General features: G+C 69.3%; 20 protein-coding genes and 1 other RNA gene. 1 reads left to right on the top strand and 20 read right to left on the bottom strand.

From position 1 onward, the window contains the following. Positions 1 to 17 precede the first annotated feature (17 nt). Genes ftsA through D3218_RS16555 form a run of 3 tightly spaced genes read right to left on the bottom strand, consistent with a single transcriptional unit; the run spans position 18 to position 3,153 of the window. Entirely contained in the window at positions 18 to 1,346 is a 1,329-nt protein-coding gene (ftsA, locus tag D3218_RS16545) for a cell division protein FtsA (RefSeq protein ID WP_119541180.1), read from the bottom strand. Further along, positions 1,343 to 2,242 (bottom strand): cell division protein FtsQ/DivIB, encoded by a 900-nt coding sequence (locus D3218_RS16550; protein ID WP_119541181.1) that lies wholly within the window; start codon positions 2,240 to 2,242, stop codon positions 1,343 to 1,345. The genes ftsA and D3218_RS16550 overlap by 4 nt, the downstream gene beginning before the upstream one ends. Further along, positions 2,230 to 3,153, bottom strand: coding sequence for a D-alanine--D-alanine ligase (locus D3218_RS16555; RefSeq protein WP_119541182.1), 924 nt, complete (start codon positions 3,151 to 3,153; stop codon positions 2,230 to 2,232). Before D3218_RS16555 ends, D3218_RS16550 begins: the two co-directional genes overlap by 13 nt. 277 nt (positions 3,154 to 3,430) lie before the next feature. Here D3218_RS16555 and D3218_RS16560 point away from each other — a divergent pair, with 277 nt between their 5' ends. Next, on the top strand, positions 3,431 to 4,672 hold the full coding sequence (locus D3218_RS16560) for a glycosyltransferase 61 family protein (protein WP_136625125.1): 1,242 nt from the start codon (positions 3,431 to 3,433) through the stop codon (positions 4,670 to 4,672). Here D3218_RS16560 and murB read toward each other — a convergent pair. The 17 genes from murB to D3218_RS19850 form a co-directional block, all read right to left on the bottom strand. Further along, positions 4,669 to 5,616 carry a UDP-N-acetylmuramate dehydrogenase gene (gene murB, locus D3218_RS16565; RefSeq protein ID WP_119541184.1) on the bottom strand — a complete coding sequence of 316 codons (948 nt, stop codon included), beginning with the start codon at positions 5,614 to 5,616 and terminating at the stop codon, positions 4,669 to 4,671. The genes D3218_RS16560 and murB overlap by 4 nt on opposite strands. Then, complete coding sequence (gene murC, locus D3218_RS16570) at positions 5,613 to 7,025, bottom strand: UDP-N-acetylmuramate--L-alanine ligase (RefSeq protein ID WP_119541185.1); 1,413 nt, start codon at positions 7,023 to 7,025, stop codon at positions 5,613 to 5,615. Before murC ends, murB begins: the two co-directional genes overlap by 4 nt. Positions 7,026 to 7,056: 31 nt before the next feature. After that, entirely contained in the window at positions 7,057 to 8,160 is a 1,104-nt protein-coding gene (murG, locus tag D3218_RS16575) for an undecaprenyldiphospho-muramoylpentapeptide beta-N-acetylglucosaminyltransferase (RefSeq protein ID WP_119541186.1), read from the bottom strand. Between the two features lie 10 nt (positions 8,161 to 8,170). After that, positions 8,171 to 9,337, bottom strand: a complete 1,167-nt coding sequence (gene ftsW / locus D3218_RS16580) for a putative lipid II flippase FtsW (protein ID WP_119541187.1) — start codon at positions 9,335 to 9,337, stop codon at positions 8,171 to 8,173. A 3-nt stretch (positions 9,338 to 9,340) separates the two neighbouring features. After that, a complete protein-coding gene (gene murD / locus D3218_RS16585) occupies positions 9,341 to 10,735 on the bottom strand; it encodes a UDP-N-acetylmuramoyl-L-alanine--D-glutamate ligase (protein WP_119541188.1) in 1,395 nt (464 codons plus the stop codon). Between the two features lie 8 nt (positions 10,736 to 10,743). Beyond that, positions 10,744 to 11,826: a phospho-N-acetylmuramoyl-pentapeptide-transferase gene (gene mraY / locus D3218_RS16590; RefSeq protein ID WP_119541189.1), complete on the bottom strand. Its 1,083-nt coding sequence runs from the start codon at positions 11,824 to 11,826 to the stop codon at positions 10,744 to 10,746. Between the two features lie 3 nt (positions 11,827 to 11,829). Beyond that, the gene (locus D3218_RS16595) at positions 11,830 to 13,299 is read right to left on the bottom strand and encodes a UDP-N-acetylmuramoylalanyl-D-glutamyl-2,6-diaminopimelate--D-alanyl-D-alanine ligase (RefSeq protein ID WP_119541190.1); all 1,470 of its coding nucleotides are present in this window, start codon (positions 13,297 to 13,299) and stop codon (positions 11,830 to 11,832) included. After that, positions 13,296 to 14,744, bottom strand: coding sequence for a UDP-N-acetylmuramoyl-L-alanyl-D-glutamate--2,6-diaminopimelate ligase (locus tag D3218_RS16600; protein ID WP_119541191.1), 1,449 nt, complete (start codon positions 14,742 to 14,744; stop codon positions 13,296 to 13,298). The genes D3218_RS16595 and D3218_RS16600 overlap by 4 nt, the downstream gene beginning before the upstream one ends. 114 nt (positions 14,745 to 14,858) lie before the next feature. Continuing rightward, positions 14,859 to 16,583 (bottom strand): peptidoglycan D,D-transpeptidase FtsI family protein, encoded by a 1,725-nt coding sequence (locus tag D3218_RS16605; protein WP_119541192.1) that lies wholly within the window; start codon positions 16,581 to 16,583, stop codon positions 14,859 to 14,861. Continuing rightward, the gene (gene ftsL, locus D3218_RS16610) at positions 16,580 to 16,927 is read right to left on the bottom strand and encodes a cell division protein FtsL (protein WP_119541193.1); all 348 of its coding nucleotides are present in this window, start codon (positions 16,925 to 16,927) and stop codon (positions 16,580 to 16,582) included. Before ftsL ends, D3218_RS16605 begins: the two co-directional genes overlap by 4 nt. Positions 16,928 to 16,930: 3 nt before the next feature. Then, positions 16,931 to 17,968, bottom strand: coding sequence for a 16S rRNA (cytosine(1402)-N(4))-methyltransferase RsmH (rsmH, locus tag D3218_RS16615; protein WP_119541194.1), 1,038 nt, complete (start codon positions 17,966 to 17,968; stop codon positions 16,931 to 16,933). Next, positions 17,965 to 18,426, bottom strand: a complete 462-nt coding sequence (gene mraZ, locus D3218_RS16620; protein WP_119541195.1) for a division/cell wall cluster transcriptional repressor MraZ — start codon at positions 18,424 to 18,426, stop codon at positions 17,965 to 17,967. The genes rsmH and mraZ overlap by 4 nt, the downstream gene beginning before the upstream one ends. Before the next feature lie 518 nt (positions 18,427 to 18,944). Continuing rightward, an RNA gene (rnpB, locus tag D3218_RS16625) (RNase P RNA component class A) lies at positions 18,945 to 19,338 on the bottom strand. Between the two features lie 60 nt (positions 19,339 to 19,398). Next, positions 19,399 to 19,944: a lytic transglycosylase domain-containing protein gene (locus tag D3218_RS16630; protein WP_119541196.1), complete on the bottom strand. Its 546-nt coding sequence runs from the start codon at positions 19,942 to 19,944 to the stop codon at positions 19,399 to 19,401. A gap of 191 nt (positions 19,945 to 20,135) precedes the next feature. Then, on the bottom strand, positions 20,136 to 20,891 hold the full coding sequence (locus tag D3218_RS16635; RefSeq protein WP_119541197.1) for an N-acetylmuramoyl-L-alanine amidase: 756 nt from the start codon (positions 20,889 to 20,891) through the stop codon (positions 20,136 to 20,138). Beyond that, positions 20,888 to 21,604 carry a J domain-containing protein gene (locus D3218_RS16640; RefSeq protein ID WP_119541198.1) on the bottom strand — a complete coding sequence of 239 codons (717 nt, stop codon included), beginning with the start codon at positions 21,602 to 21,604 and terminating at the stop codon, positions 20,888 to 20,890. Before D3218_RS16640 ends, D3218_RS16635 begins: the two co-directional genes overlap by 4 nt. Before the next feature lie 159 nt (positions 21,605 to 21,763). Further along, complete coding sequence (locus D3218_RS19850) at positions 21,764 to 21,964, bottom strand: hypothetical protein (RefSeq protein WP_168990569.1); 201 nt, start codon at positions 21,962 to 21,964, stop codon at positions 21,764 to 21,766. Between the last annotated feature and the right edge of the window lie 95 nt (positions 21,965 to 22,059).

Genomic DNA, 22,059 nt, shown 5'->3' on the forward strand with positions numbered 1-22,059 from the left:
TTCGCACGCGAAGCTTGTCAGAAGCTCTGCCGGAGCCAGGATCCGAATCGTCCGACGCGCGTGCGCGGGTCGAGCGCGAAATCGATCATGGACTGCTCGGGCACGTGTTCGGCGGCCGCGACCTGCGGATAGATCAGGAGGCCGACGGCCGTCGCGAAGGCCGGGCTCTTGTTGGAGGCCGAGAGGCCCGCGACGCCGACCGGCCGGCCGAGCCGGACGTTGCGGTTCAGCAGTGCGCGCCCCGCCTCCGACAGGCCGGCGAGCTGGCTGGCGCCGCCGGTGAGAACGACCCGCTTGCCGATGACGTGGCCGAGATTGGACGCCGCGAGCCGGTCGCGGATCAGTTCCAGCGTCTCCTCCACGCGCGGGCGGATGATGCGCGCGATCAAGGAGCGCGACACCTGCACCGGCTGGTCGTGGGCCTCGTCGCCGAGCGGCGCCGCCGAGACGGTCTCGCCGTCGGCCATCAGGCTGGGCAGCGCGTTGCCGTGCATCACCTTCAGCCGCTCGGCCTGCTCGGGGCGGATCGACAGGCCGCGCGCCAGATCCATGGTGATGTGGTGGCCGCCCAGCGCGACGGCGTCGGCATAGGCGAAGTGGCCGTTCTGGAAGATCGAGATCGTGGTCGAGCCAGCGCCCATGTCGATGCAGGCCGAGCCCATCAGCGCCTCGTCGTCCACCAGCGTGGACAGGCCGCTCGCATAGGGCGTGGCGACGAAGGCCTCGACCACGAGGTGGGCGCGGTTGATCGCCGCTTCCAGGTTGCGCAGCGGGGTTTCCTCCGCCGACAGGATGTGGAGTTCGGCGCCGAGCTCGGAGCCGGTCATGCCGACCGGGTTCTCCAGGCTCCCCTCCCCGTCGAGCGACAGGTCGAAGGGCACGCGGTGCAGGGCGACGCGACCGTCGCGCAAGGGGTGGCGCGCGGCCTGGTTGAGGACGCGGCGAAGATCGAGCTCGCCGACCTCGGCGCCCTCCACGGCCGCACGGGCCGAGCCGCGCAGGCTCTTCAGCCGGCCGGCGCAGACGGACACGATCAGCGACTCGATCGTGAGCCCGGCCATGCGCTCGGCGGCGTCGACGCAGAAGCGGATCGACTTCTCGGCGGCTTCGAGGTCCACCACGACGCCGGACTTCACGCCGCGCGAACGCTGGTGGCCGATGCCGATGACCTCGACCACGTGCGTGCGGCCCGGCAGGACCTCGCTCTCGGGGCGAGGCTTGAGCCTGGCGATCAGGCAGGTGACCTTGGAGGAGCCGACATCGAGCACCGAGATGGTGCGCACGCGGCGGTCCGAGGGCTTCCTGATCCGGGGCAGATCGTCGGTGGGCTTGGAGAAGAGGCTCATACCGGCTTTTCCTTCTGAGCCTGCTTCCAGAGCTTGTCGCGTTCCTTGACGACCTTGTCCCACCGCTGCTTGGCGGCGGGCGTGAGCTTGACCACCATCCGGTCGGACAGGCGCATGTCGACCGAGACGATGTCGCGGGCCAGGAGGCCCTCGTTGCGGTCCACTCGCATCACGGTGGCCGCCGCCTCGATCGGGTCGAGCTCGGGCAGGCGGATCACCACGCCGTTGTCGAGCCGCAGGTCCCAGCGCCGGTCGCCGACCCGCACATAGGCCTTGATCCGCTGGTCGAGCTCGGGAACCAGCGCCATCTTGTCGAGGATGTCGGCCGCCTCGCGCGCCGCGCCCGGCCCCACCACGAACGGCAGGTCGGTGAAGCGCGTGGTGGCGTAGGGCACGATCTCGCGGCCGTCGTGGTCGACGATCCACAGATCCTTATCGCGCTGCCAGAGCGCGAAGGGCTTGCGCTCCACGAGCGCGATCTTCACCCGGTTGGGATATTCCTTCTCGATCGTCGCGCTCTCGATCCAGGGCATCGCCTCGATCGCCTCGCGCGCGGCCGTCACGTCCAGCGCCGGCAGCGTCTGCGCGCCGGCCATCCAGAGCGTCTGGAGCACGTCGATCTCGCTCGTCTCCGCGTAGCCCGTCACGTCCACGGTCTCGATCGACATGCCGAGCGGCTCGGCCACCGCGTCGATCACCGCCGTGGTATGGCCGCCCAGCACCATGCCGTAGACGGCGGTGGAGCCCAGCAGGCCGACGGCCAGCGTCCGGAAGCGCGGCAGCGGCATCTCGCGCACGTTGCGGATCCACACCACGGTCTTCCGGCCGAGGCGCTGGACACGCATCACGATCGGGCTGACGCGGTGGAACATCGGGGCTTCGTTCAACGGGCGCATGAGGCGTCCCTCACCATCCAGGACAGGAGTTCGCCGAACGAGTGGCCGGCCTTGCGCGCGATGTCGGGCACGAGCGAGGTCGGCGTCATGCCGGGCTGGGTGTTGATCTCCAGCCAGACCAGTTCGCCCTTGTCGCCGAAGCGGTCGTCGTAGCGGAAGTCCGAGCGCGACACGCCCCGGCAGCCGACCGCGCGGTGGGCGGCCAGCGCCGCCTCCTGCACGCGCCTGGCGACGGCGGGCAGGATCTCGGCCGGAATGACGTGCTGCGAGCCGCCCGGCAGGTACTTGGAATCGTAGTCATAGAAGGCGTGGCCCTCCGTGGTGATCTCGCACACGGGCAGCGCGACGTCGCCCATCACGGCGCAGGTCAGCTCACGCCCCGGCACGAAGCGCTCCACCATGACCTCGTCGCCGAACGCCCATTCGGCGCCGTGCAACTGCTGGGGCGGGTGTTCCTGGTCGGCGCGCACGATCAGCACGCCGAAGGACGAGCCCTCCGCGATCGGCTTCACCACGTAGGGCGGCGCCATCGCATGGGCCTTGGCGACCGCACGGCGGTCGAGGATCTTGTGATCGGCCACCGGGACGCCGGCCGCCTTGGCGATCGTCTTGGCCTTCACCTTGTTCATGGCGAGGGCCGAAGCGAGGACGCCCGAATGCGTGTAGGGGATCTGGAGGAACTCGAGGATGCCCTGGATCGTGCCGTCCTCGCCGAACGGCCCGTGCAGAGCGTTGAAGGCCACGTCCGGCGCCAGATCCTTGAGCACCGCCGCCACGTCGCGGCCGACATCCACGCGGCTGACGCGGAAGCCCTCGGCCTCCAGCGCCTCGGCGCAGGCCTTGCCCGACGAAAGGCTCACGGGCCTTTCGGACGAGAAGCCACCGAACAGCACTGCGACATGCGAGGTCATCGACCGGGAATCCCATCCATTAAGGGTCAGGAACCATTCATCGCCCGAGGATGGTTAAGCGGTGGTTAACCGACCGTGGCAGGATCAAGAAAATCGTAAGGCCGTTTGAAGAGACGGCGTTTACCTTTTCCGGAGGCCGAACGGAGCCGAATGCGTCTGCACTGCTCTCCGCCCGCCGACCTGTGAGCGAAGGGCGAATTTTTCGCCAAAGCCGGTGCAGGCGAGGCTGTGCCGCGATATCAGATGCTTCGGACGGTATAGTCGTGGATGAAACGTCGTGCGCCTGTCCGGGCGAACGATCACGGTCTGGCGGTGGAAAATGGCGGAACAGGTCGCGTATGCCTGCGTCGAAGAGGCGAAGGTCCAGGCATTCCTGTATCCGATCGTCGATGCGCCAATCGGCTTCCGGGGTGGCCCGGTCCTCACCGATCCGGCGCAGCAGCGTCTTCGCCACCATCGCAATTCAGCGCCCTACGATCACTTCCAGGCCGATACGGCCTACGACGATCGCCTGAGCGGAGACTATTACTACGCCGGCCCGCTGTACGATCACTTCGGACACTTCTTGTCCGAGATGGTCCACCGGATCGTATCGGCGCACCATCACGGCGCTGGATATCCGTTGCTGTTCATCTCGACGCGGGAAACGCCGACACCTGCCGATATCGAAACGGCGGCTTCCTACATCCAGGACATCCTGCATTTCCTCGGCATCGATGCTGGAAACTCGGTCGTCATCAGACGAAACACGATCGTTGAGCGGCTTCACGTGTTCGAGCAAGGGGCGTGTTGGGGCGGCCATCCGAAGGCGTCCTATCTCGACCGGCTGGCCGCGTTCTCAGGGGATCGGCTGGACCAGATCTGCGGAGCCGTCGAGCGGCCGAAGAAGATCTACGTATCCCGCTCGGCTCTTCCGAAGCTCGGATCGATCCTTGGGGAGGAGTATTTCGAACGCATCCTCCACGAAGAGGGGTTCACCGTTTTCCGACCGGAGAACCATCCGTTCGCTGTCCAGATGGATCATTATCGCAAAGCGGACACGATCGTCTTCGCGGAGGGGTCGGCAGCACACGGCACGGAACTCCTGGGGTCCCGTATGATGGGCACTGTGGTTCTGGTCCCACGATCCCCGCAAGCGTATGTATTCGAGAGAGTGCTTCAGCCTCGATCCCGACGCTTCATTCGAGCCAACGTCACACGTTATCTCGGCACGGTGAAGGAGAACCCGTCGGACGGATCTCCCCTGTTTCACAGGGGAGTATCCATCATGAGACCGCAGATCACAGTGCAGACCTTTCGCGAGAACGGCATCTCGCCGATGCGTCGCTTCTCGTCGACTGCCTATCTGAAGGCCGCCGTCGCGGATCTGCGCCGCTATTGGGATGAGGCCAAGCGCATCCCGGAGCCCTTCAACCGGCGGTATGCCGCGTCGCTGGCGCGCAACCTGGCCTTCGGGTGGATGGAGGGAGACGGAGTCTCGAGGAAGGCCCTGCGCGAGGGCGAAAAGACGGGGTGCTAGGGCCGGAACGGCTCGACCTCGGCGCCGGGCGCAAAGCGGCCGAGCCGCCGGATCTCCCATTCCAGGAGAATGCCGCTCGTCTCGTGGACCCTGCGGCGCACGGTCTCGCCGAGGAGTTCGAGGTCGTGCCCCGTGGCCTCGCCGACGTTCAGCATGAAGTTGCAATGGAGCGCCGACATCTCGGCACCGCCGACGCGTAGACCGCGACAGCCGGCCCGATCCACTTCCTTCCAGGCCGAGGTGCCCGGCGGGTTCTTGAAGGTCGAGCCGCCGGTCTTCTCGCGCACCGGCTGCACCGTCTCGCGATGGTGCTGCACCTCGTCCATGGCGCGGCGGATGTCGTTGCGGTCGGCCTCCGGTCCTTCCAGCACCGCCGAAACGAAGACGAGGTCCTCCGGCGCGTCGGCATGGCGATAGGAGAAGCCCATGTCGGCCCGGGAAAGCACATGCGCGCCTCCCCGGCGGTCGAGCGCCCGCGCTTCCACCAGCCGGTCGGCCATCTCCACGCCGTTGGCGCCGCCGTTCATGCGGATCGCGCCGCCGACGGAACCCGGAATGCCGTGCAGGAAGTGGAAGCCGCCGATGCCCGCCTCGCACGCCACCGCCGCCACCCGCTTGTCGCTGGCGGCGGCGCCCGCGCGGATGCGCCCCCTTCCGATCGCCTCGACCTCGCCGAACCCCTTGGCCGGCAGACGCAGCACCACGCCGCCGACGCCGCCGTCGCGGATCAGGAGGTTGGAGCCGATGCCGACGACGGTCAGCGGGACCTCGGCCGGCAGCGCGGCGAGGAAGGCGACGAGATCCGCCTCGTCGGCGGGCTGGAACATCAGGTCCGCCGGCCCGCCGGTGCGGAACCAGGTGATCTTGGAAAGGTCCGCCCCGGCCTGCAGCCTGCCGCGAAGGCCGAGGGCCGGATCGGCGAGCGCGGCGAAGAGCTCGCTCAAGCCTCCCGTCCCAGCGCCTCGAGTTCCTTCGGCAGGGCATAGGCCCAGGTGGTGATCGACCCGGCGCCGAGGCACACGACCATGTCGCCGGCTTCGGCCACGCGGTGAACCAGCGGAGCGAGCTCGGCCGGGCCGTCGATCAGCCGGGCGTCGCGATGGCCGCCGAGGCGCAGGCGCTCGGCCAGCATCACCGAATCCACCCCGTCGATCGGCTCCTCGCCCGCGGAATAGACGGGCGCCAGGATCACCGTGTCGGCGTCGTTGAAGCAGGCGGCGAAGTCCGCGAATAGGGACTGGAGGCGCGTGTAGCGATGCGGCTGCACCACGGCGACGACACGGCCCGAGGCGGCCGAGCGCGCGGCCGACAGGACGGCGCGAATCTCCACCGGGTGGTGGCCGTAGTCGTCGTAGACATCGATGCCGAGCGCCTGGCCGGTATGGGTGAAACGGCGCTTGACGCCACCGAACGAGCCGAGCCCCTTGCGGATCGCGGCCTCGTCGATGCCGATGCGGTGGGCGACCGCGACGGCCGCCACGGCGTTGCTAACGTTGTGCCGGCCCGGCATCGGCAGGACGAGGTCCTTCATCGTCGCCGTCGCCCCGGTGATGCGGTCGCGGATCGTCACGTCGAAGGTGGAGCGCGGCCCCTCGGCGCGCACGTTTTGGAAGCGCGCGTCGGCCTGGAGATTCTCGCCGTAGGTGATGATGCGCCGATCCTCGATCTCGGACACCAGCGTCTGCACCTCCGGGTGGTCGAGGCACATCACGGCGAAGCCGTAGAAGGGCACGTTCTCCACGAAGGCGCGGAAGGCGGCACGCACCTTGTCGAACGTGCCGTAGTGGTCGAGGTGCTCGGGGTCGATGTTGGTGACCACGGCGACGTCCGCCGGCAGCTTCAGGAAGGTGCCGTCGCTCTCGTCGGCCTCCACTACCATCCACTCGCCCTCGCCCATCCGGGCGTTGGTGCCGTAGGCGTTGATGATGCCGCCGTTGACCACGGTCGGGTCCATGCCGCCGGCGTCCAGCAGCGTCGCCACCATGGAGGTGGTGGTGGTCTTGCCGTGCGTGCCGCCGATGGCGATGGCCTGACGGAAGCGCATCAGTTCGGCCAGCATCTCGGCGCGGCGCACGATGGGCAGAAGGCGCTCGCGCGCCGCCGACAGCTCGGGGTTGGAACGCTTGATGGCGGTCGACACCACGACGACCTCGGCCAGGCCGAGGTTCTCGGCGGCATGGCCGACATGGACGGTGACGCCCTTGTCGCGCAGCCGCTGGACGTTGGCGTTCTCGGACGCGTCCGATCCCTGCACCGTGTAGCCGAGATTGACCAGCACCTCGGCGATGCCACTCATGCCGATGCCGCCGATGCCGATGAAATGCACCGGGCCGATATTGGGCGGCATCTTCATGGCCGGCTCCTCTGGTCGTGTCGTGGAGGGGTCAGCGCCCCGCGGCGGCGTCCGGCATAGACGCCACGAGATCGGCAAGCAACCGCGCCGCCTCGGGAATGCCCTGGGCGCGCGCGGCGCCGGCCATCGTCACCGCCTTGTCGGCGTCGTTGGCGACCATCGTCACGAGACCGGCCAGGCGCTCGGGCGAGAGGTCGGACTGCTGCGAGACGATCGTGCCGCCCGCCCCCTGCAGGCGTGCCGCGTTGGCGGCCTGGTCGTGGTCGAGCGCGTGCGGATAGGGCACCAGGATCGATGGACGGCCGATCACCGACAGCTCGGACACCGTGGAGGCGCCGGCGCGGCTGACCACGAGATGCGCCTTGGCGATGCGCCCGGCCATGTCGCCGAAGAACGGCGAGACCTCGGCGGGAATGCCGAGCTCGCGATAGGCCGCGACGGTGCGCGCCTCGTCCTCGGCCCGCGCCTGCTGGGTCACGCGCAGCCGGGCGCGCACCGCCGGCGGCAGGAGCTTGGCCGCCTCCGGCACGGCATCGGAAAAGAAGCGCGCGCCCTGGCTGCCGCCGAACACCACGAGCTCGAACGGCTCGCCCTCGCCGCTGGCTCGGTAGGGCTCGGCCGCCGCCTCCAGCACCGCCGGGCGCACCGGATTTCCGGTCACCGTGGTCTTGGCCGCCACCGCGCCGTCCGCGCCGGTCTGCGGAATGCCGGCGGCGACGCGCCGCACGCGGGGCGCCAGGAAGCGGTTGGCCCGGCCCATCACCGCGTTCTGCTCGTGGATCGCGGTCGGCAGGCCGAGCTGCACGGCGGCCATCATCGGCGGCAGGGTCGGATAGCCGCCGAAGCCGATCACGGCCACCGGTCGCAGGCGCTTCATCAGGGCGATCGCGCCGCGATAGCCGGTCCACAGCTTCAGCCCGGAGCGAAGCACGGCTGCGGGGTTCCGCGAGCCGAAGGTCGCCGAGGGCACGACATGCGTCTCGTCCGCCGGGAAGCTGCCGGCGTAGCGCCCCGCCCGCTCGTCGGTGACGAGATGGACCGCGTGGCCGCGCGCGCGCAGCTCGTGCGCCAGGGCTTCCGCCGGAAACAGGTGGCCGCCGGTCCCGCCGGCGCACAGGAAGATGGGTGCGGTCATGGCCTGATCGTCAGCGCGCGGGATGGGGCACCTGGAAGGCGAGCGTGCGCTCCACCAGCCGGTCGGTCTGCGATACGTTCTCGGCGCGCTTGCGGGTCAGCGCCAGCACGAAGCCGGCCGAGATCGCGACCGCCATCATGGAGGAGCCGCCGTAGGAGATGAAGGGCAGCGTCATGCCCTTGGCGGGCATCAGGTGCAGGTTCACGGCCATGTTGATGATCGACTGGAGGCCGAACAGCATCACGAGGCCCGAGATGGCCAACCGGTTGAACGTGTCGCGCTGGCTGAACGCGATGGTCAGGCCGCGCAGCACGACGAAGCAGAACACCGCCGCCAGCGCCATGCAGGACACGATGCCAAACTCCTCGGCGATCACCGAGAAGGCGAAGTCGGTGTGGCTGTCGGGCAGCATGCGCTTGATCGTGCCCTCGCCCGGCCCCTGGCCGAGCCAGCCGCCCGACAGGATCGCCTCGCGCGCCGTGTCGACCTGGTAGGTGTCGCCCTCGCCCGTCAGGAATCGGTCGATGCGCGAGGCGACGTGCGGGAACACGGTGTAGGCGCCCAGGAAGCCGACCATTCCGATGCCGCCGAGCATGACGATCCACACCCAGGAGAGGCCCGCCATGAAGAACATGCAGCTCCACGTGGCGGCGGTCAGGATGGTCTGGCCGAGGTCGGGCTGGGCGACGAGCAGCGCGGTGACGACCAGAAGGAGCATGATCGAGAACAGGTTGCCCGGCACGTCCGGCCGGCGCGAGCGCTCGGCGAAGAGCCAGGCGCAGACCACCACGAAGGCCGGCTTCATGAACTCGGACGGCTGCACCGTCAGCGGGCCGAAGTCCATCCAGCGCCGCGCGCCCTTGACCTCCATGCCGAAGAACAGCGCCATCACCATGATGACCAGCGAGGCGGCCAGCATCACGATCGACATGCGGCGGATGCCGCGCGGGGTGAGCAGGGAGGTCGCCAGCATCACCGCGATGGACGGAAACAGAAACAGCGCGTGGCGCTTCACGAAGTGGAACGGCTCCAGGCCGATCTTCTCGGCCACCGGCGGGCTGGCGGCGAAGGACAGGACCATACCGCCGATCATCAGGATCAGGAAGGCGGCCAGGAACCAGCGGTCGACGGACCACCACCAGTCCGTGATGAGACCCTTCTTGGCGCGGCTCGACATGGCTCAACCCTTCGCTGAGAGTTCGGTCGCGGGCAGCGCGGCCACAAGCTGGCGGAACGTGTCGCCCCGCACCTCGAAATTCCGGAACTGGTCGAAGCTGGCGCAGGCCGGCGACAGGAGCACGACCTCCTCCTCACCGGTCCGGGCGGCGTCGCGCGCCGCATCCTCGACCGCGACGTCCAGGGTACCGGAGATTTCGTAAGGAATTCGTTCACCAAGCGCGGCGGCGAAGGCGGGCGCGGCCTCGCCGATCAGATAGGCCTTGGCGATGCGCGGGAAGAGCGGCTCCAGCGAGGCGATGCCGCCCTCCTTGGGCAGGCCGCCGGCGATCCAGTGGATGCGCTCGAAGCTGCCGAGCGCGGGCGCGGCGGCGTCCGCATTGGTCGCCTTGGAATCGTTGACGAAGAGGACGCGGCCCTGCCGGCCGACCTCCTCCATGCGGTGGGCGAGGCCCGGAAACGACCGCAGGCCGGCGAGAACCTCGTCGTGGTCGAGACCGAGCGCCAGAAGCGTCGCCACGGCGGCGGCGGCGTTCTGGCCGTTGTGGCGCCCGCGCAGCGAGCCGATGCCCGCCAGGGGAAAGCGCGCGGCGACCGTGCCGCCCGTGGCGACCCGCACCTCGCCGTCCGCAAAGAACACGCCGTCGGACAGCGCGCGCTCCTTGGAGATGCGAACCACGACGTTGCCCTCGCTCTCATGCCAGTCGGCGATGCCGGCGCAGTAGTCGTCGTCCACCCCGATCACCGCCGTTCCGGCCTCCTGGAGGAGCCGCGCCTTGATGGCCGCGTAGTTCTCCATCGTACCGTGGCGGTCGAGGTGGTCCGGCGTGAGGTTCAGGAGGATGCCCACGGTGGGGCTGATCGAGGGCGCGAGGTCGATCTGGTAGGACGAGCACTCCACCACGTAGAAGCGATCGGGGCCGGGCGGCTCCAGCGTCAGAACCGCGACGCCGATGTTGCCGCCGAGCTGCGTGTCGCGCCCGGCGGCGCGCAGGCAATGGGCGACCAGCGCCGTGGTGGTGGACTTGCCGTTGGTGCCGGTGATGGCGACGAAGGGCGCGCGGGGCGTCCCTGCGTCGCGCTCGCGCTGGAAGATCTCGATGTCGCCGATCACCGGGACGCCGGCGGCGATGGCGAGGTCGGCCGCCCAGTGGGGCTTGGGATGGGTCAGCGGCACGCCCGGCGAGAGCACCAGCGCCTCCACCGCGGTCCAGTCGAGATCGTGCAGGTCGCAGGTCGGGATGCCCTCCGCAGCCGCCGCCTCGACGCTCTTCGGATTGTCGTCGAAGGCGACGAGGCGCGCGCCTCCCGCCTCCAGCGCGCGGGCCGTCGCCAGCCCCGAGCCGCCGAGCCCGAACAGGGCGACGGTGCGATCCTTGAACGTGCGGGCCGCGATCATCCCCGACCTCAGCGCAGCTTGAGGGTCGACAGGCCCACGAAGGCCAGGAGAAGCGCGATGATCCAGAAGCGCACCACGACCTGGCTCTCGGTCCAGCCGAGCTTCTCGAAATGGTGGTGGATCGGCGCCATCAGGAAGACGCGCCGGCCGGTCATCTTGAACCAGCCCACCTGAATGATGACCGAGAGGGCCTCCATCACGAAGAGGCCGCCGATCACCCCGAGCACCAGCTCGTGCTTGGTGGCGACCGCCACGGCGCCGACCAATCCGCCCAGCGCCAGCGAGCCCGTGTCGCCCATGAAGATGGCGGCCGGCGGCGCATTGAACCAGAGGAAGCCGAGCCCCGCGCCGATCACCGCTCCGCACACGACCGCCAGCTCGCCCGTGCCGACGACGTAGTGAATCTGGAGATAGTTGGCGAAGTTCGTGTTGCCGGCGAGATAGGCGATCAGGCCGAAGGCCGCGGCCGCGATCATGATCGGCATGATGGCGAGCCCGTCGAGCCCGTCGGTGAGGTTCACCGCGTTGCCGGCGCCCACGATCACGAAGGCGGCGAAGGCGGCGTAGAACCAGCCGAGGTCGATCAGCAGCGACTTGAAGAACGGGATCGAGAGCGAGCTCGCGAAGCTGCCGGACTGCGCCAGGATTACCATCACGCCCGCCGCGCCCGCGATCAGGAACTCGAGGCCGAGGCGCGACTTCCCGGAGAAGCCCTTGTGGCTCTGCTTGGTGACCTTGAGATAGTCGTCGTAGAAGCCGATCGAGCCGAAGCCGACCGTCACCAGCAGCACCATCCAGACGTAGATGTTGGACAGCTCGGCCCAGAGCAGCGTCGCGACCAGGAAGCCGGACAGGATCATCAGCCCGCCCATGGTCGGCGTGCCCGCCTTCTTGAAGTGGGTCTGCGGCCCGTCGGCGCGGATCGGCTGCCCCCTGCCCTGGCGCACCCGCAGATTGGCGATGATCGCGGGACCGAACAGGAACACCACGATGAACGAGGTGATCATCGCGCCGCCGGTGCGGAAGGTGATGTAGCGGAAGACGTTGAAGAGCTGGGCGTCGTCGGCGAGCGTGGCGAGATAGGACAGCATGGATCAGGCTCCCTGCCCGGTATCGGAGGAGGCCGGCATGCCGGAGGCCGCCGGGACCGGGGCCGAGTGGATGCGGATCAGATCGTCCACGATCTTCGAGAAACCGATGCTCTTCGAGGCCTTCGCCATGACGACGTCGCCCGGCCGAAGATGCCCGACGAGGCTTTCGCGAAGCTCGTCCGGGCTGGCGTGCCATTCGTGGCGCACGAGCCGCTCCAGCGCGCCGTCGAGCCCGCGCATCTCCGGGCCCGACAGGAGCACGAGGTCGGGATGGGCGTCGAGGATGGGGCCCGCGAGGTCGGCGTGGAGGCCGGACGAGAACTCCCCGAGCTCCAGCATGTCGCCGAGCAGCGCGATGCGGCGCCCGCTTGGGCCCGGCGCCGCCTGCGCCAGGAGCGCCAGCGCGGCGCGCATGGAGGCCGGATTGGCGTTGTAGCTCTCGTCGATCAGGGTCCACTCGCCGCCGCCGGGCAAGGTGAGCGCATGACGCTCGCCCCGGCCCTTGCCGGCGCGCCACGAGGTCAGCGCCTGCGCGGCCTGGTCCACGTCGGCGCCCAGGAGATCGGCCGCTCCCAGCACCGCCAGGGCGTTCTGCACGAGATGGCGCCCACCCGAGCCCAGCGCGACCTCGACCTGCGTCCCGTCGATGCGCGCCACGAAGCGCGAGCCCGACGCCGAGGGCCGGAAGCCGGCGAGCCGGTAGTCGGCGCCTTCCGCCTCGCCGAAGGTCGTGATGCGCGTCACGCCCGCCGCGCGCGCGGCATCGGCGAGCGTCGCGGTCAGCGGATCGTCGGCGTTGAGCACGGCGGTGCCGCCCGGCACCACGCCCTCGAAGATCTCGGCCTTGGCCGCCGCGATCTCTTCCAGGCTGCCGAAGAAGCCGAGATGGGCGGCGGCGATCAGCGTGACCACGGCGACGTGCGGGCGCACCAGCTTCACCAGCGGGCGGATCTCGTCCGGGTGGTTCATGCCGATCTCGAACACGGCGAAGCGCGCGTCGGCCGGCAGACGGGCCAACGTCAGCGGCACGCCCCAATGGTTGTTGAACGAGGCGGCGGAGGCGTGCACCGAGCCCTGCGCGCCCAGGACATGGCGCAGGGCGTCCTTCGTGGTCGTCTTGCCGACGCTGCCCGTCACCGCGACGATGCGCGCGGTCGCCCGGTCACGCGCGGCGGCGCCGAGGCGCTCCAGCGCCGTCAGGACGTCGTCCACCACCACCAGCGGCAGGCCGATGGCGCCGAGCGCCGGCAGCTTCTGTTCCGACACCACGAGCATGGCGGCGCCCGCGGCGGCCGCCTGGCGCAGGAAGGCGTGGCCGTCGAAGGCGTCTCCCTTGATGGCGAAGAAGACGTCGCCCGGCTCGAGCGTGCGCGTGTCGATCGACACGCCCGTCACCGCCGTGGGCATGGCGCCGACTGGGCGCCCGCCGGTGGCCTTGGCGATGTCGTCGCCGGTCCAGAGCGGCGCGCTCAACGGGCGACTCCCGCGATCGCGGCGCGAACCTCGTCGTGGTCGCTGAAGGGCAGCGTCGCGTTGCCGGTCGTCTGGCCGTTCTCGTGGCCCTTGCCCGCGATCACCACCGTGTCGCCGGCATCCGCCAGTTCCACCGCGTGCCGGATCGCCGCGCGGCGGTCGCCGATCTCCTCGGCCTGCGGCACGGCGGCCAGGATCGCGGCGCGGATCTCGGACGGCACCTCCGAGCGCGGATTGTCGTCGGTGACCACCACCACATCGGCGAGGCGCCCGGCGATCTCGCCCATGATGGGCCGCTTGCCGCGATCGCGATCCCCGCCGCAGCCGAACACCACCACGACGCGGCCGGTGGTGAACGGGCGCACCGCCGACAGGACGTGCTCCAGCGCCTCGGGCTTGTGCGCGTAGTCCACGAAGACCGGCGCCCCCTCGGCGGTGGTGCCGGCGAGTTCGAGCCGGCCGGGCGCGCCCTTGAGATGCTCCAGCGCCGGCAAGACGTCGTCGACGTTGCGCCCGGTGGCGATCGCCAGGCCCGCAGCCACCAGCGCGTTGGCCATCTGGAACTCGCCGGCCAGCGGCAGCACGACGCGGTAGAGCTTGCCGGCGGCCTCGATCTCGGCGATCTGGCGGTGACGCTCGTGCTCCAGGCGCTTGAGCTTCAGGAAGCCGCCGTTGGAGCCCACGGTCATCACGGTGGCGCCTGCGAGCTTGGCGGCTTCGGTGGCCGCCGCCGACCAGCGGTCGTCGGCATAGATCACGGCCGGCGCGCCCTTGGGCAGCAGCGTGTCGAACAGGCGCATCTTGGCCCGGAAATAGTCCTTCACCGTCGGGTGGTAGTCCATGTGGTCGCGGCCGAGATTGCTGAAGCCCGCGGCGCGCAGTTCCACGCCGTCCAGCCGGCGCTGGTCGAGCCCGTGGCTCGACGCCTCCATGGCGGCGTGCGTGACGCCCTCGTCGGCGAGCTCGGCCATCAGGCGCGCCAGCGCCACCGGCTCGGGCGTCGTCAGCGAGCCGTAGTCGTCGCGCGTCGGCGAGACCACGCCCGTGGTGCCGATCGACGCGGCCTTGAGGCCGCACATCGTCCAGATCTGGCGGGTGAAGGCCGCAATCGAGGTCTTCCCGCTGGTGCCGGTCACGGCCACCACGTGCTCGGGCTGGCGGCCGTGGAAGCGGGCGGCCATGCGCGCGAGCGCCCGGCGCGCGTCGCCCGAGCGCAGGACCGGCACGGCGGCCGTGGTCTCGACGCCCACCGGCAGCAGCACCGCCGCCGCGCCCCGAGCCACCGCGTCCCCGACGAAGGCCGCGCCGTCGCCCTTGGAGCCGGCCAGCGCGGCGAACAGGAAACCGGGACGGACCTCGCGCGAGTCGGAGGTCAGGCCGGTCACATCGGCCGTGTCATCGTTCGCCCCGGTGGCGAGGTCCTCGGCCAGTTCGCAAAGCTTCATTCACCATCTTCCGCATGTCACGGAAAAGCCGGCGGGCATGCCGCCGGCTCGTCCGGGTTCGCTCTCGGGCTCGTCCTGTAGAGCACGGGACGACCCTGTTGAAGCAATTTGACGTCAGTAGGACACGAGGAGCGACTTGCCCGTCTCTCCGAAGTCCGGCTTCACGTCGAGGAACGTGGCGGCCCGGCGCACGATGTTGCCGACCATGGGCGCGGCGTTGTAGCCGGCGGTCGCCGCGTACTTGCCCTCCTCGCGCTGGGGCTCGTCGATGATCGACAGAACGAGGTAGCGCGGCTTCTCGATCGGGAAGGCGCCGACATAGGCGTTGAAACGCTTGTCCTTGGAGTAGCGCCCGGCGACGACCTTCTCGGCCGTGCCCGTCTTGCCGCCCACATGGTAGCCGGGCGGGTTGGCGCTCTTGCCCGAGCCCGACACGCCGTTGAGCTTGAAGATCTCGCGCATCTCGGCGGAGGTCTGGTCCTTGAGCACCTTCACCCGGATCGCCTCGGCCTCCTCCTTGGTGCGGGGCAGGAAGGTGGGCGGCACGTACCAGCCGTCGTTGACGATCGCCGCCGCCGCCGCCGCCGTCTGCAGCGGCGTGGTGGATACGCCGTGACCGAAGGCGATGGTCATGGAGTTGATCTTCTTCCACTGCTTGGGCTGCGTCGGCATGGCCGTCTCGGGCAGCTCGGTCTTGATCCGCGACAGGAGGCCCATGCGGGTCAGGAACTCCTTGTGCCCCTCGATCCCGATGAGGTCGGCCTCGCGCGCCGAGCCGACGTTGGACGAGTATTCGAAGATCTCGGGCACGGAGAGCGGGCGGCCCTTGCCGTGGAACTCCTTGATCGTGAAGCCCGCGACGCGGAAGGGCGTCGTGGGGAACATGTCGGTGTACTTCACCTTGCCCGAATCGAGCGCCATGGCCGTGGTGAAGATCTTGAAGGTCGAGCCCATCTCGAACGTGCCGGCCGAGATGCGGTTGAGGTTCTCCTTCTTCAGCGCGTCGGCCGGGAAGTTCGGATCGTAGTCCGGCAGGGACGCCATGGCGATGATCTCGCCGGTCTGGATATCCATCACGAGGCCGCCGGCGGCGATCGCCTTGTACTTGGCCATGGCGGCGACGAGCTCGTCGCGCACGATGTGCTGGACGCGCAGGTCGATCGACAGGTTCACCGGCTCCAGCTTGCCGTTGCCGGCGAAGCCCAGTTGCTGGAGATCGCGGAAGCCGGCGTCGTCGACGTACTTCTCCATGCCGGCGATGCCCTGGTTGTCGATGTTGGTCACACCGACGATGTGGGCCGCGGTCGGACCGCCGGGATAGAACCGCTTCTTCTCCGTGCGGAAGCCGATGCCGGGGATGCCGAGCGCCATGATCTGCTGCTGCTGGCGCGGCGTCAGCTCGCGCTTCAGCCAGGCGAAGCCCGCCTTGGACGAGAGGCGCGCGTGCAGGACCTTGGCGTTGAGGTCGGGCAGGACGGTGAGGATGGACTCCGTCGCCTCGTCCGCGTCCACGATGCGGCGCGGCTCGGCGAAGAGCGAGGCGGTCTTGATGTCGGTCGCCAGCACCTCGCCGTTGCGGTCGAGAAGGTCGGGGCGCGTCACCGGCCCCTGCCCGGCCACCGAGCGGTAGGTGTCGTTCGGGTCGGACTGCGTGCCGAGATAGACCAGCCGTCCGCCGATCACGACGTAGATGGCGCAGAACAGGCCGGTGGCGATCAGGAAGCGAGGCTTGTTGCGCGGCGCCTCGACGCGTCGGCGGCGCAGGCCGGCGGCCGGCGCGGGGGGCGTCACGCCGGGCGCGCGGGCAAGGCCGGACAGGAGCGTGCGGAGCACTTTCATCGAATGCGGCCCTGGCTGGCGGAGGCGATCTTGGCTTCGTGCGCGGCCTCCTGCGGCACGGGCACCGCCGGAAGCTGGTTCGGGTCCACGATCTGCTGCGGCTCGACCGGCCGAAGCTCGAGCACGGAATCGAAGTTGCGCGCCAGCGCCTCCAGGCGGAACGGCTGGTTCAGCAGGCTCCAGTCGGCCTCCAGAAGCTGCATGGTCTCGTGCTCCTGCGTGATCTTGCGATCGAGCAGCATGACCTGATGCTCCAGCGCCTCGGCGTGGTACTTCTGGCCGAAGGTCCACGTGGCGGCGACGAGGACGATGGCGACGAGGAGGACGTCGAGCGTCTTCAGCATGGGTCAGGCAGCTCCGGACGGCGGCAGGTCGGCAAGGGACGGCAGGTCGACGAAGGCCGTCGCCTCCGCATCCCGCCGTGGCGGCGTCGCGGTTCGGACGGCGGCCCGCAGCTTGGCCGATCGCGCACGGGGGTTGAGAGCGATCTCCCCCTCGTCGCCCGTCACGGCCTTGTTGCGGGATTCGAATGTGACGTCCCTATGCTGAACATCCGGTAAATGGCGCGAACCTGACGCCGCCTCCGAGCGGTCGCGCAGGAAGCGCTTCACGATCCGATCCTCCAGCGAATGGAAGGTGACGACCACGAGCCGGCCGCCCGGCTTCAGCACGTGCTCCGCCGCCACCAGCGCGCGCACCAGCTCGCCTAGCTCGTCGTTGATGAAGATGCGCAGGGCCTGGAACGTACGGGTCGCAGGGTCGATCCGGTCCTTGTGCGAACGGCCGACGACCCGGCCCACCAGCCCGGCCAGATCCAGCGTCCGCTCGAACGGCCGCTCGGCGCGGCGCGCCTCGATGGCGCGCGCGATGCGGCCGGCCTGCCGCTCCTCGCCGAGGAAGTTGAGGATGCGCGCGAGGTCGCCGACCTTGAGCCGGTTGACGACGTCCGCCGCGCTCGGGCCGTCGCGGCTCATGCGCATGTCGAGCGGGCCGTCCTTCTGGAACGAGAAGCCCCGCTCGGCGTCGTCGATCTGCATGGACGACACGCCGATGTCGAGCACGACGCCATCGAACGGCGCCTCGTCGCGCTCGGCGGCGATGGCGCGCAGGTCGCCGAAGCGGCCGGGATGCAGGGAGAGATCCGGGAAGCGCTCCCGGAGCGGCCGGGCCGCCGCGATCGCCGTGGGGTCCCGGTCGATGCCGAGCACCGACGCGCCGCGCTCGAGCAGCGCCGACGAATAGCCGCCCGCGCCGAACGTGCCGTCCACGAACCGCTCGCCGGGGCGCGGGTCCAGTGCCGCGAGGACGGGGTCGAGAAGCACCGGAACGTGGCGGACCGGTCCGCCACCGGCTGGCGCGAAGGCCTGGCCGTGGTCCGCCATCATTCCGGTGTACTCTCGAACGCGCCTCGTCCGAGGCGCCGCGCGGTGAGCCGCGCCCTCGCCTCGGCCCGGTAGGCCTCGAACTGGGATGGCTCCCAGAGTTGGAAGAAGTGGTTGCGTCCGACGAAGGCCACACGGTCGGTGATGCCCGTATGGGAGCGGATGAAATCGGAGATCATGATCCGCCCTTCCCCGTCGAACTTCAGGAATGCCCCATCGCCATAGGCGAAGAGCGACATGTCGGCGTAGTCCTCGCCGAAAGGGTCCTCGGCCGCCATCCGCGCCTCGTAGCGCTCCAGGAGGTCCATGCCGCCGACGTCGATCGCCGGATGCCCGATCGCCTGCAGCGCATAGAGCTCGCGCACGCCCCGCCCGGCCAGAACCTGGCGGAAGTGCGCCGGAACCGACACGCGACCTTTGGCGTCGATGTTGTTGATCGCGTTGGAAAGAAACCGTTCCACCCGTCGCGAACCCCAGCCCTCGGCCCCGCACCGACCCTTTCACCCACAGCCCGTGTCCGGCCGAATTCGGCACAGCCGGACCCCACCGCGCAACCTGAGGTTACGCGGATTGCTCAACCACGACGGGTCGAGCGGACGTGCCGCATGCCTGAAATCGGCCCGTAGCGGGCCTTCGAATATGCGATTTGGGATACCATGGGCGGATATGGGGGTCAATGGGAACGCGCGGCCGCGCGCACCCCACCGCCACAGCGATCCGCCGCGCTGGAACGAATTAAATCAATTGATATCAGCTATTTAGCGGATTTCGTCAGCATGGACTACGACACACCGCGTTGCAGCGAAGCCGCGCCGGAAATGTTTGCGAACGCAGGGAGTTGCCGCGTCGTGCAGCGGCACTAAAGCAGCGTCGGCAACGGCGGGAATATCGATGGGTCCGACCCCGCCTCTCGACGGCCGGGGGAGTTCACGGCACCCGTCGGTTGCGGTGGGAGCGCATCCCAAATGTCGATGGGTCGAGTGCCAGCCGGCCTGTAAGCCGGGTTCTGTGCGACGGCGACGAGCCGTGCGGCGACCATTCCTCTGGGACGCCGCTCGCGCGGCGCCTCAAGCAACCTACCCGGACGACTGGCCCGGAGCGGGCCGGCGGTTGCCCGCCACGTCGTCCCTATTCGGTCTTGCTCCCGGTGGGGTTTACCATGCCGCGACCGTTGCCGGCCGCGCGGTGGGCTCTTACCCCACCCTTTCACCCTTACCCCGCAAGCCGAAGGCTGCGGGGCGGTCTGCTCTCTGTGGCACTGTCCCTGGGGTCACCCCCGCCGGGCGTTACCCGGCACCGTTCCTCCTTGGAGCCCGGACTTTCCTCCCCCGCCGCCTTTCGACGATTGCGGGAGCGGCCGCCCGGCCGGCTGGCAGGGCGCGGTGTCGCCCGGCGGCCGGGCTCCTGTCAAGCAGGCGCGGCCCGTGGGGCCCTCAGAGCGAGGCGAGAACCGTCTTGACCTTCTGGCAGTAGCGCGCCGAGGTTGGGTTCATGCGCTTGGAATAGTGGCCGGCATTGTATTTCAGGATGGTGCCGCACAGCGTCCCGCCGCCCCGGCGCTCGGCCCCGGCCAGGTAGCGCATGCCGTACTTGATGTTCACGGCCGGGTTGTAGAGTTCGTGGACGTCCCCCTCGAAGCCCATGTCTCGCGCGGTGGCGGGCTTGATCTGCATCAGGCCGATCTCGCCAGCCCGGCCCGTCACCTCGATCCGGTAGTTGCTCTCCACCGAGACGATCGCGTGGGCGAGCTCCACCGGAACGTCGTTGGCCTTCGCCTCCCGGGCGATGATGTCCGCGAAGGGGCGATCCTTCAGGGCTTCGTCGGCGGTCTCCTCGGCCTCGTCGGCCGGCTTCTGCTGGGAAATGGACGGCTCCGCGACGGGCGCCAGGGACGTGGATGATGCGGTATCGGCTTGTGCGGCAGAAATCTGGGCAAGCAGAAGCGTCGCGGCGCAAGCCGCGGCAGGCAGACGGTTCATTGTGGTTCCGTGGATTGTCGGCGCACCCGTCGAACGGACGGGCGGCCGGCCCCCTCATGGGCCGCCCGGATACGCGGCGGCGATGACGGGTCTGCTTTTGCCGCCGGAATCGACCGCCAATGTGTCGATGCGATCACGGAACATTAACGACTGAAACATTTCGGCACGACCGTAAGTCGGCCATACGTCCGTCAGGAGAGGGATGGCAGGCTCGTCAGAAGGCGGTGCAGCGTGGCGATCGTGCCCATGTCGGCTACCCCGTCGACGCGACCGGGGCGAAAGTGCCGTTGGAAGGCAAACGTGTTGAAACGCGTTGCCTCATCGAAGGTTCCATCGATCGCCTGCCGATATCCGTAGGCCGCGAGGAGCCCCTGGTACGCCTCGACGGGTTGGCCGCGATCGCCGAGCGTCAGGAAGCGGCCGCTGGGGACCACGGCGGGGGCAACCCAGTGGCCGATCCCTGCCCGAAAGAGTTGATCCCAGGGAAACAGTTCGCCGGGATCCTGCTTGCGCGTCGGCGCGACATCGGAATGGGCCAGCACGTTTTGCGCCGCAATAGACCATCGTGCGACGCAATCGCGACACAATTCGATCACCGCCTCGATCTGCCGAGCGGGAAACGGACGGTAGCCGTGCTCGTGTCCCGGATTGACGATCTCCACGCCGATCGAGCGCGAATTGACGTCGTCGCGGCCTCGCCACCAGGACACTCCGGCGTGCCAGGCGCGCCGCTCCTCCGCGACGAGTTGGAAGACGCACCCGTCCTCCTCCACCAGATAGTGCGAGGACACCTCGCCTTCGGCGCCCGACAGGCGGCGCAGCGCAGCCGCGCCGCTTTCCATGCCGGTATAGTGCAGGAGCAGGATCTCGGGGCGCAGGCCGTCGCGACGTGCATCGTGGTGCGGCGAGGCGAGCGTGCGTGTGGCGACCGGGCTGTCCGGCGTCATGTCATCGCGACCCGACCGACCAGCGACCACGCCGCGTTGATCGCCTTCATGCGCTCGGTGGCGATGGCCATGAACTCGTCCGGCACGCCCCGCGCGGCGAGACGGTCGGGATGGTTCTCCTTCACCAGTTCCAGATAGCGCCGCCGGATCACCTCCGGCGGATCGGTGGGACGCACCCCGAGGACGGCGAAGGCGCCTTCCGGGCCGACCTGCACATGGCGCGCCTTGACCCGCTCGAACTCCGCCTCGGTCATGCCGAAGATCTCGGCGACGCGCGCCAGGAACTCCAGCTCGCGCTCGTGGACGAAGTCGTCCGCCCCGGCGATGTGGAACAGGCCATCCAGGACGTCGCCCAGCAGCGCGCAGTTGCCCGGCCCGCCGTCGCAAAGGCCGCGCATCTTGGCGGCGTAGATCTCGAACCCGGCCGTGTCTCGGCGGGCGAGGTCGTAGAGAGCGAAGACGTTGCCGACCTCTTCCGGCGGGATCTTGAAGATTTCCCGGAAGGCCCTGATCTCGTTCTGGCTCACCACGCCGTCGGCCTTCGCCATCTTGGCCGACAGGGCGATCATCGCCACCGAGAAGGCGACGCGGCGACGCGTCTCCCGGTCGCCGGAATAGGCGGTGCGCACGCGCTCGACGATCGCCTCGATCGCCTCGGCGCCCGAAGCGGCGATGTCCCGGAAGAGCTGGGCCAGCGTGGAGAAGATGGACATGCGAAACGGGTCCTGCCGCCCGATGCGGCGAATCCAGGCCGTTCTATCCGATCCGGGCCGTAGACCGAAAGGGCCGCCCCGATCCGCTCGCGGCGCACCCCGTGAAAAAGGCCCGTCCCCGAGGGGACGGGCCCGGTCCGGGCAGCCGGTAAGCGCGGCCTACTGCGTGGTGGTGGTCCCGGTCGTGCCGGTGGCCGGCGTCGTGGCCGTGCCGGTGGCGGGCGCCGGAGCCGGCGTCGTGGCGGTGCCGGTGGCGGGCGTCGTCTCGGTGGTCGCCGCCGGCGTGGAGGAGCTGTTGTCCGAGCACGCGCCGAGCACGAGCATGGACGAGGCACCGATGGCGAGAAGCATGGAACGCATAGGTCGTCTCCCTTGATGACAGTCCCCCATCGAACGAACGGGGTGGGAGTTGGGTTCACGCGACCGGATCACGCCTTGAGTCCCGATGTTTCACA

Source organism: Aureimonas flava (assembly GCF_003583935.1).
In the GTDB taxonomy this organism is placed as follows: Bacteria; Pseudomonadota; Alphaproteobacteria; order Rhizobiales; family Rhizobiaceae; genus Aureimonas; species Aureimonas flava.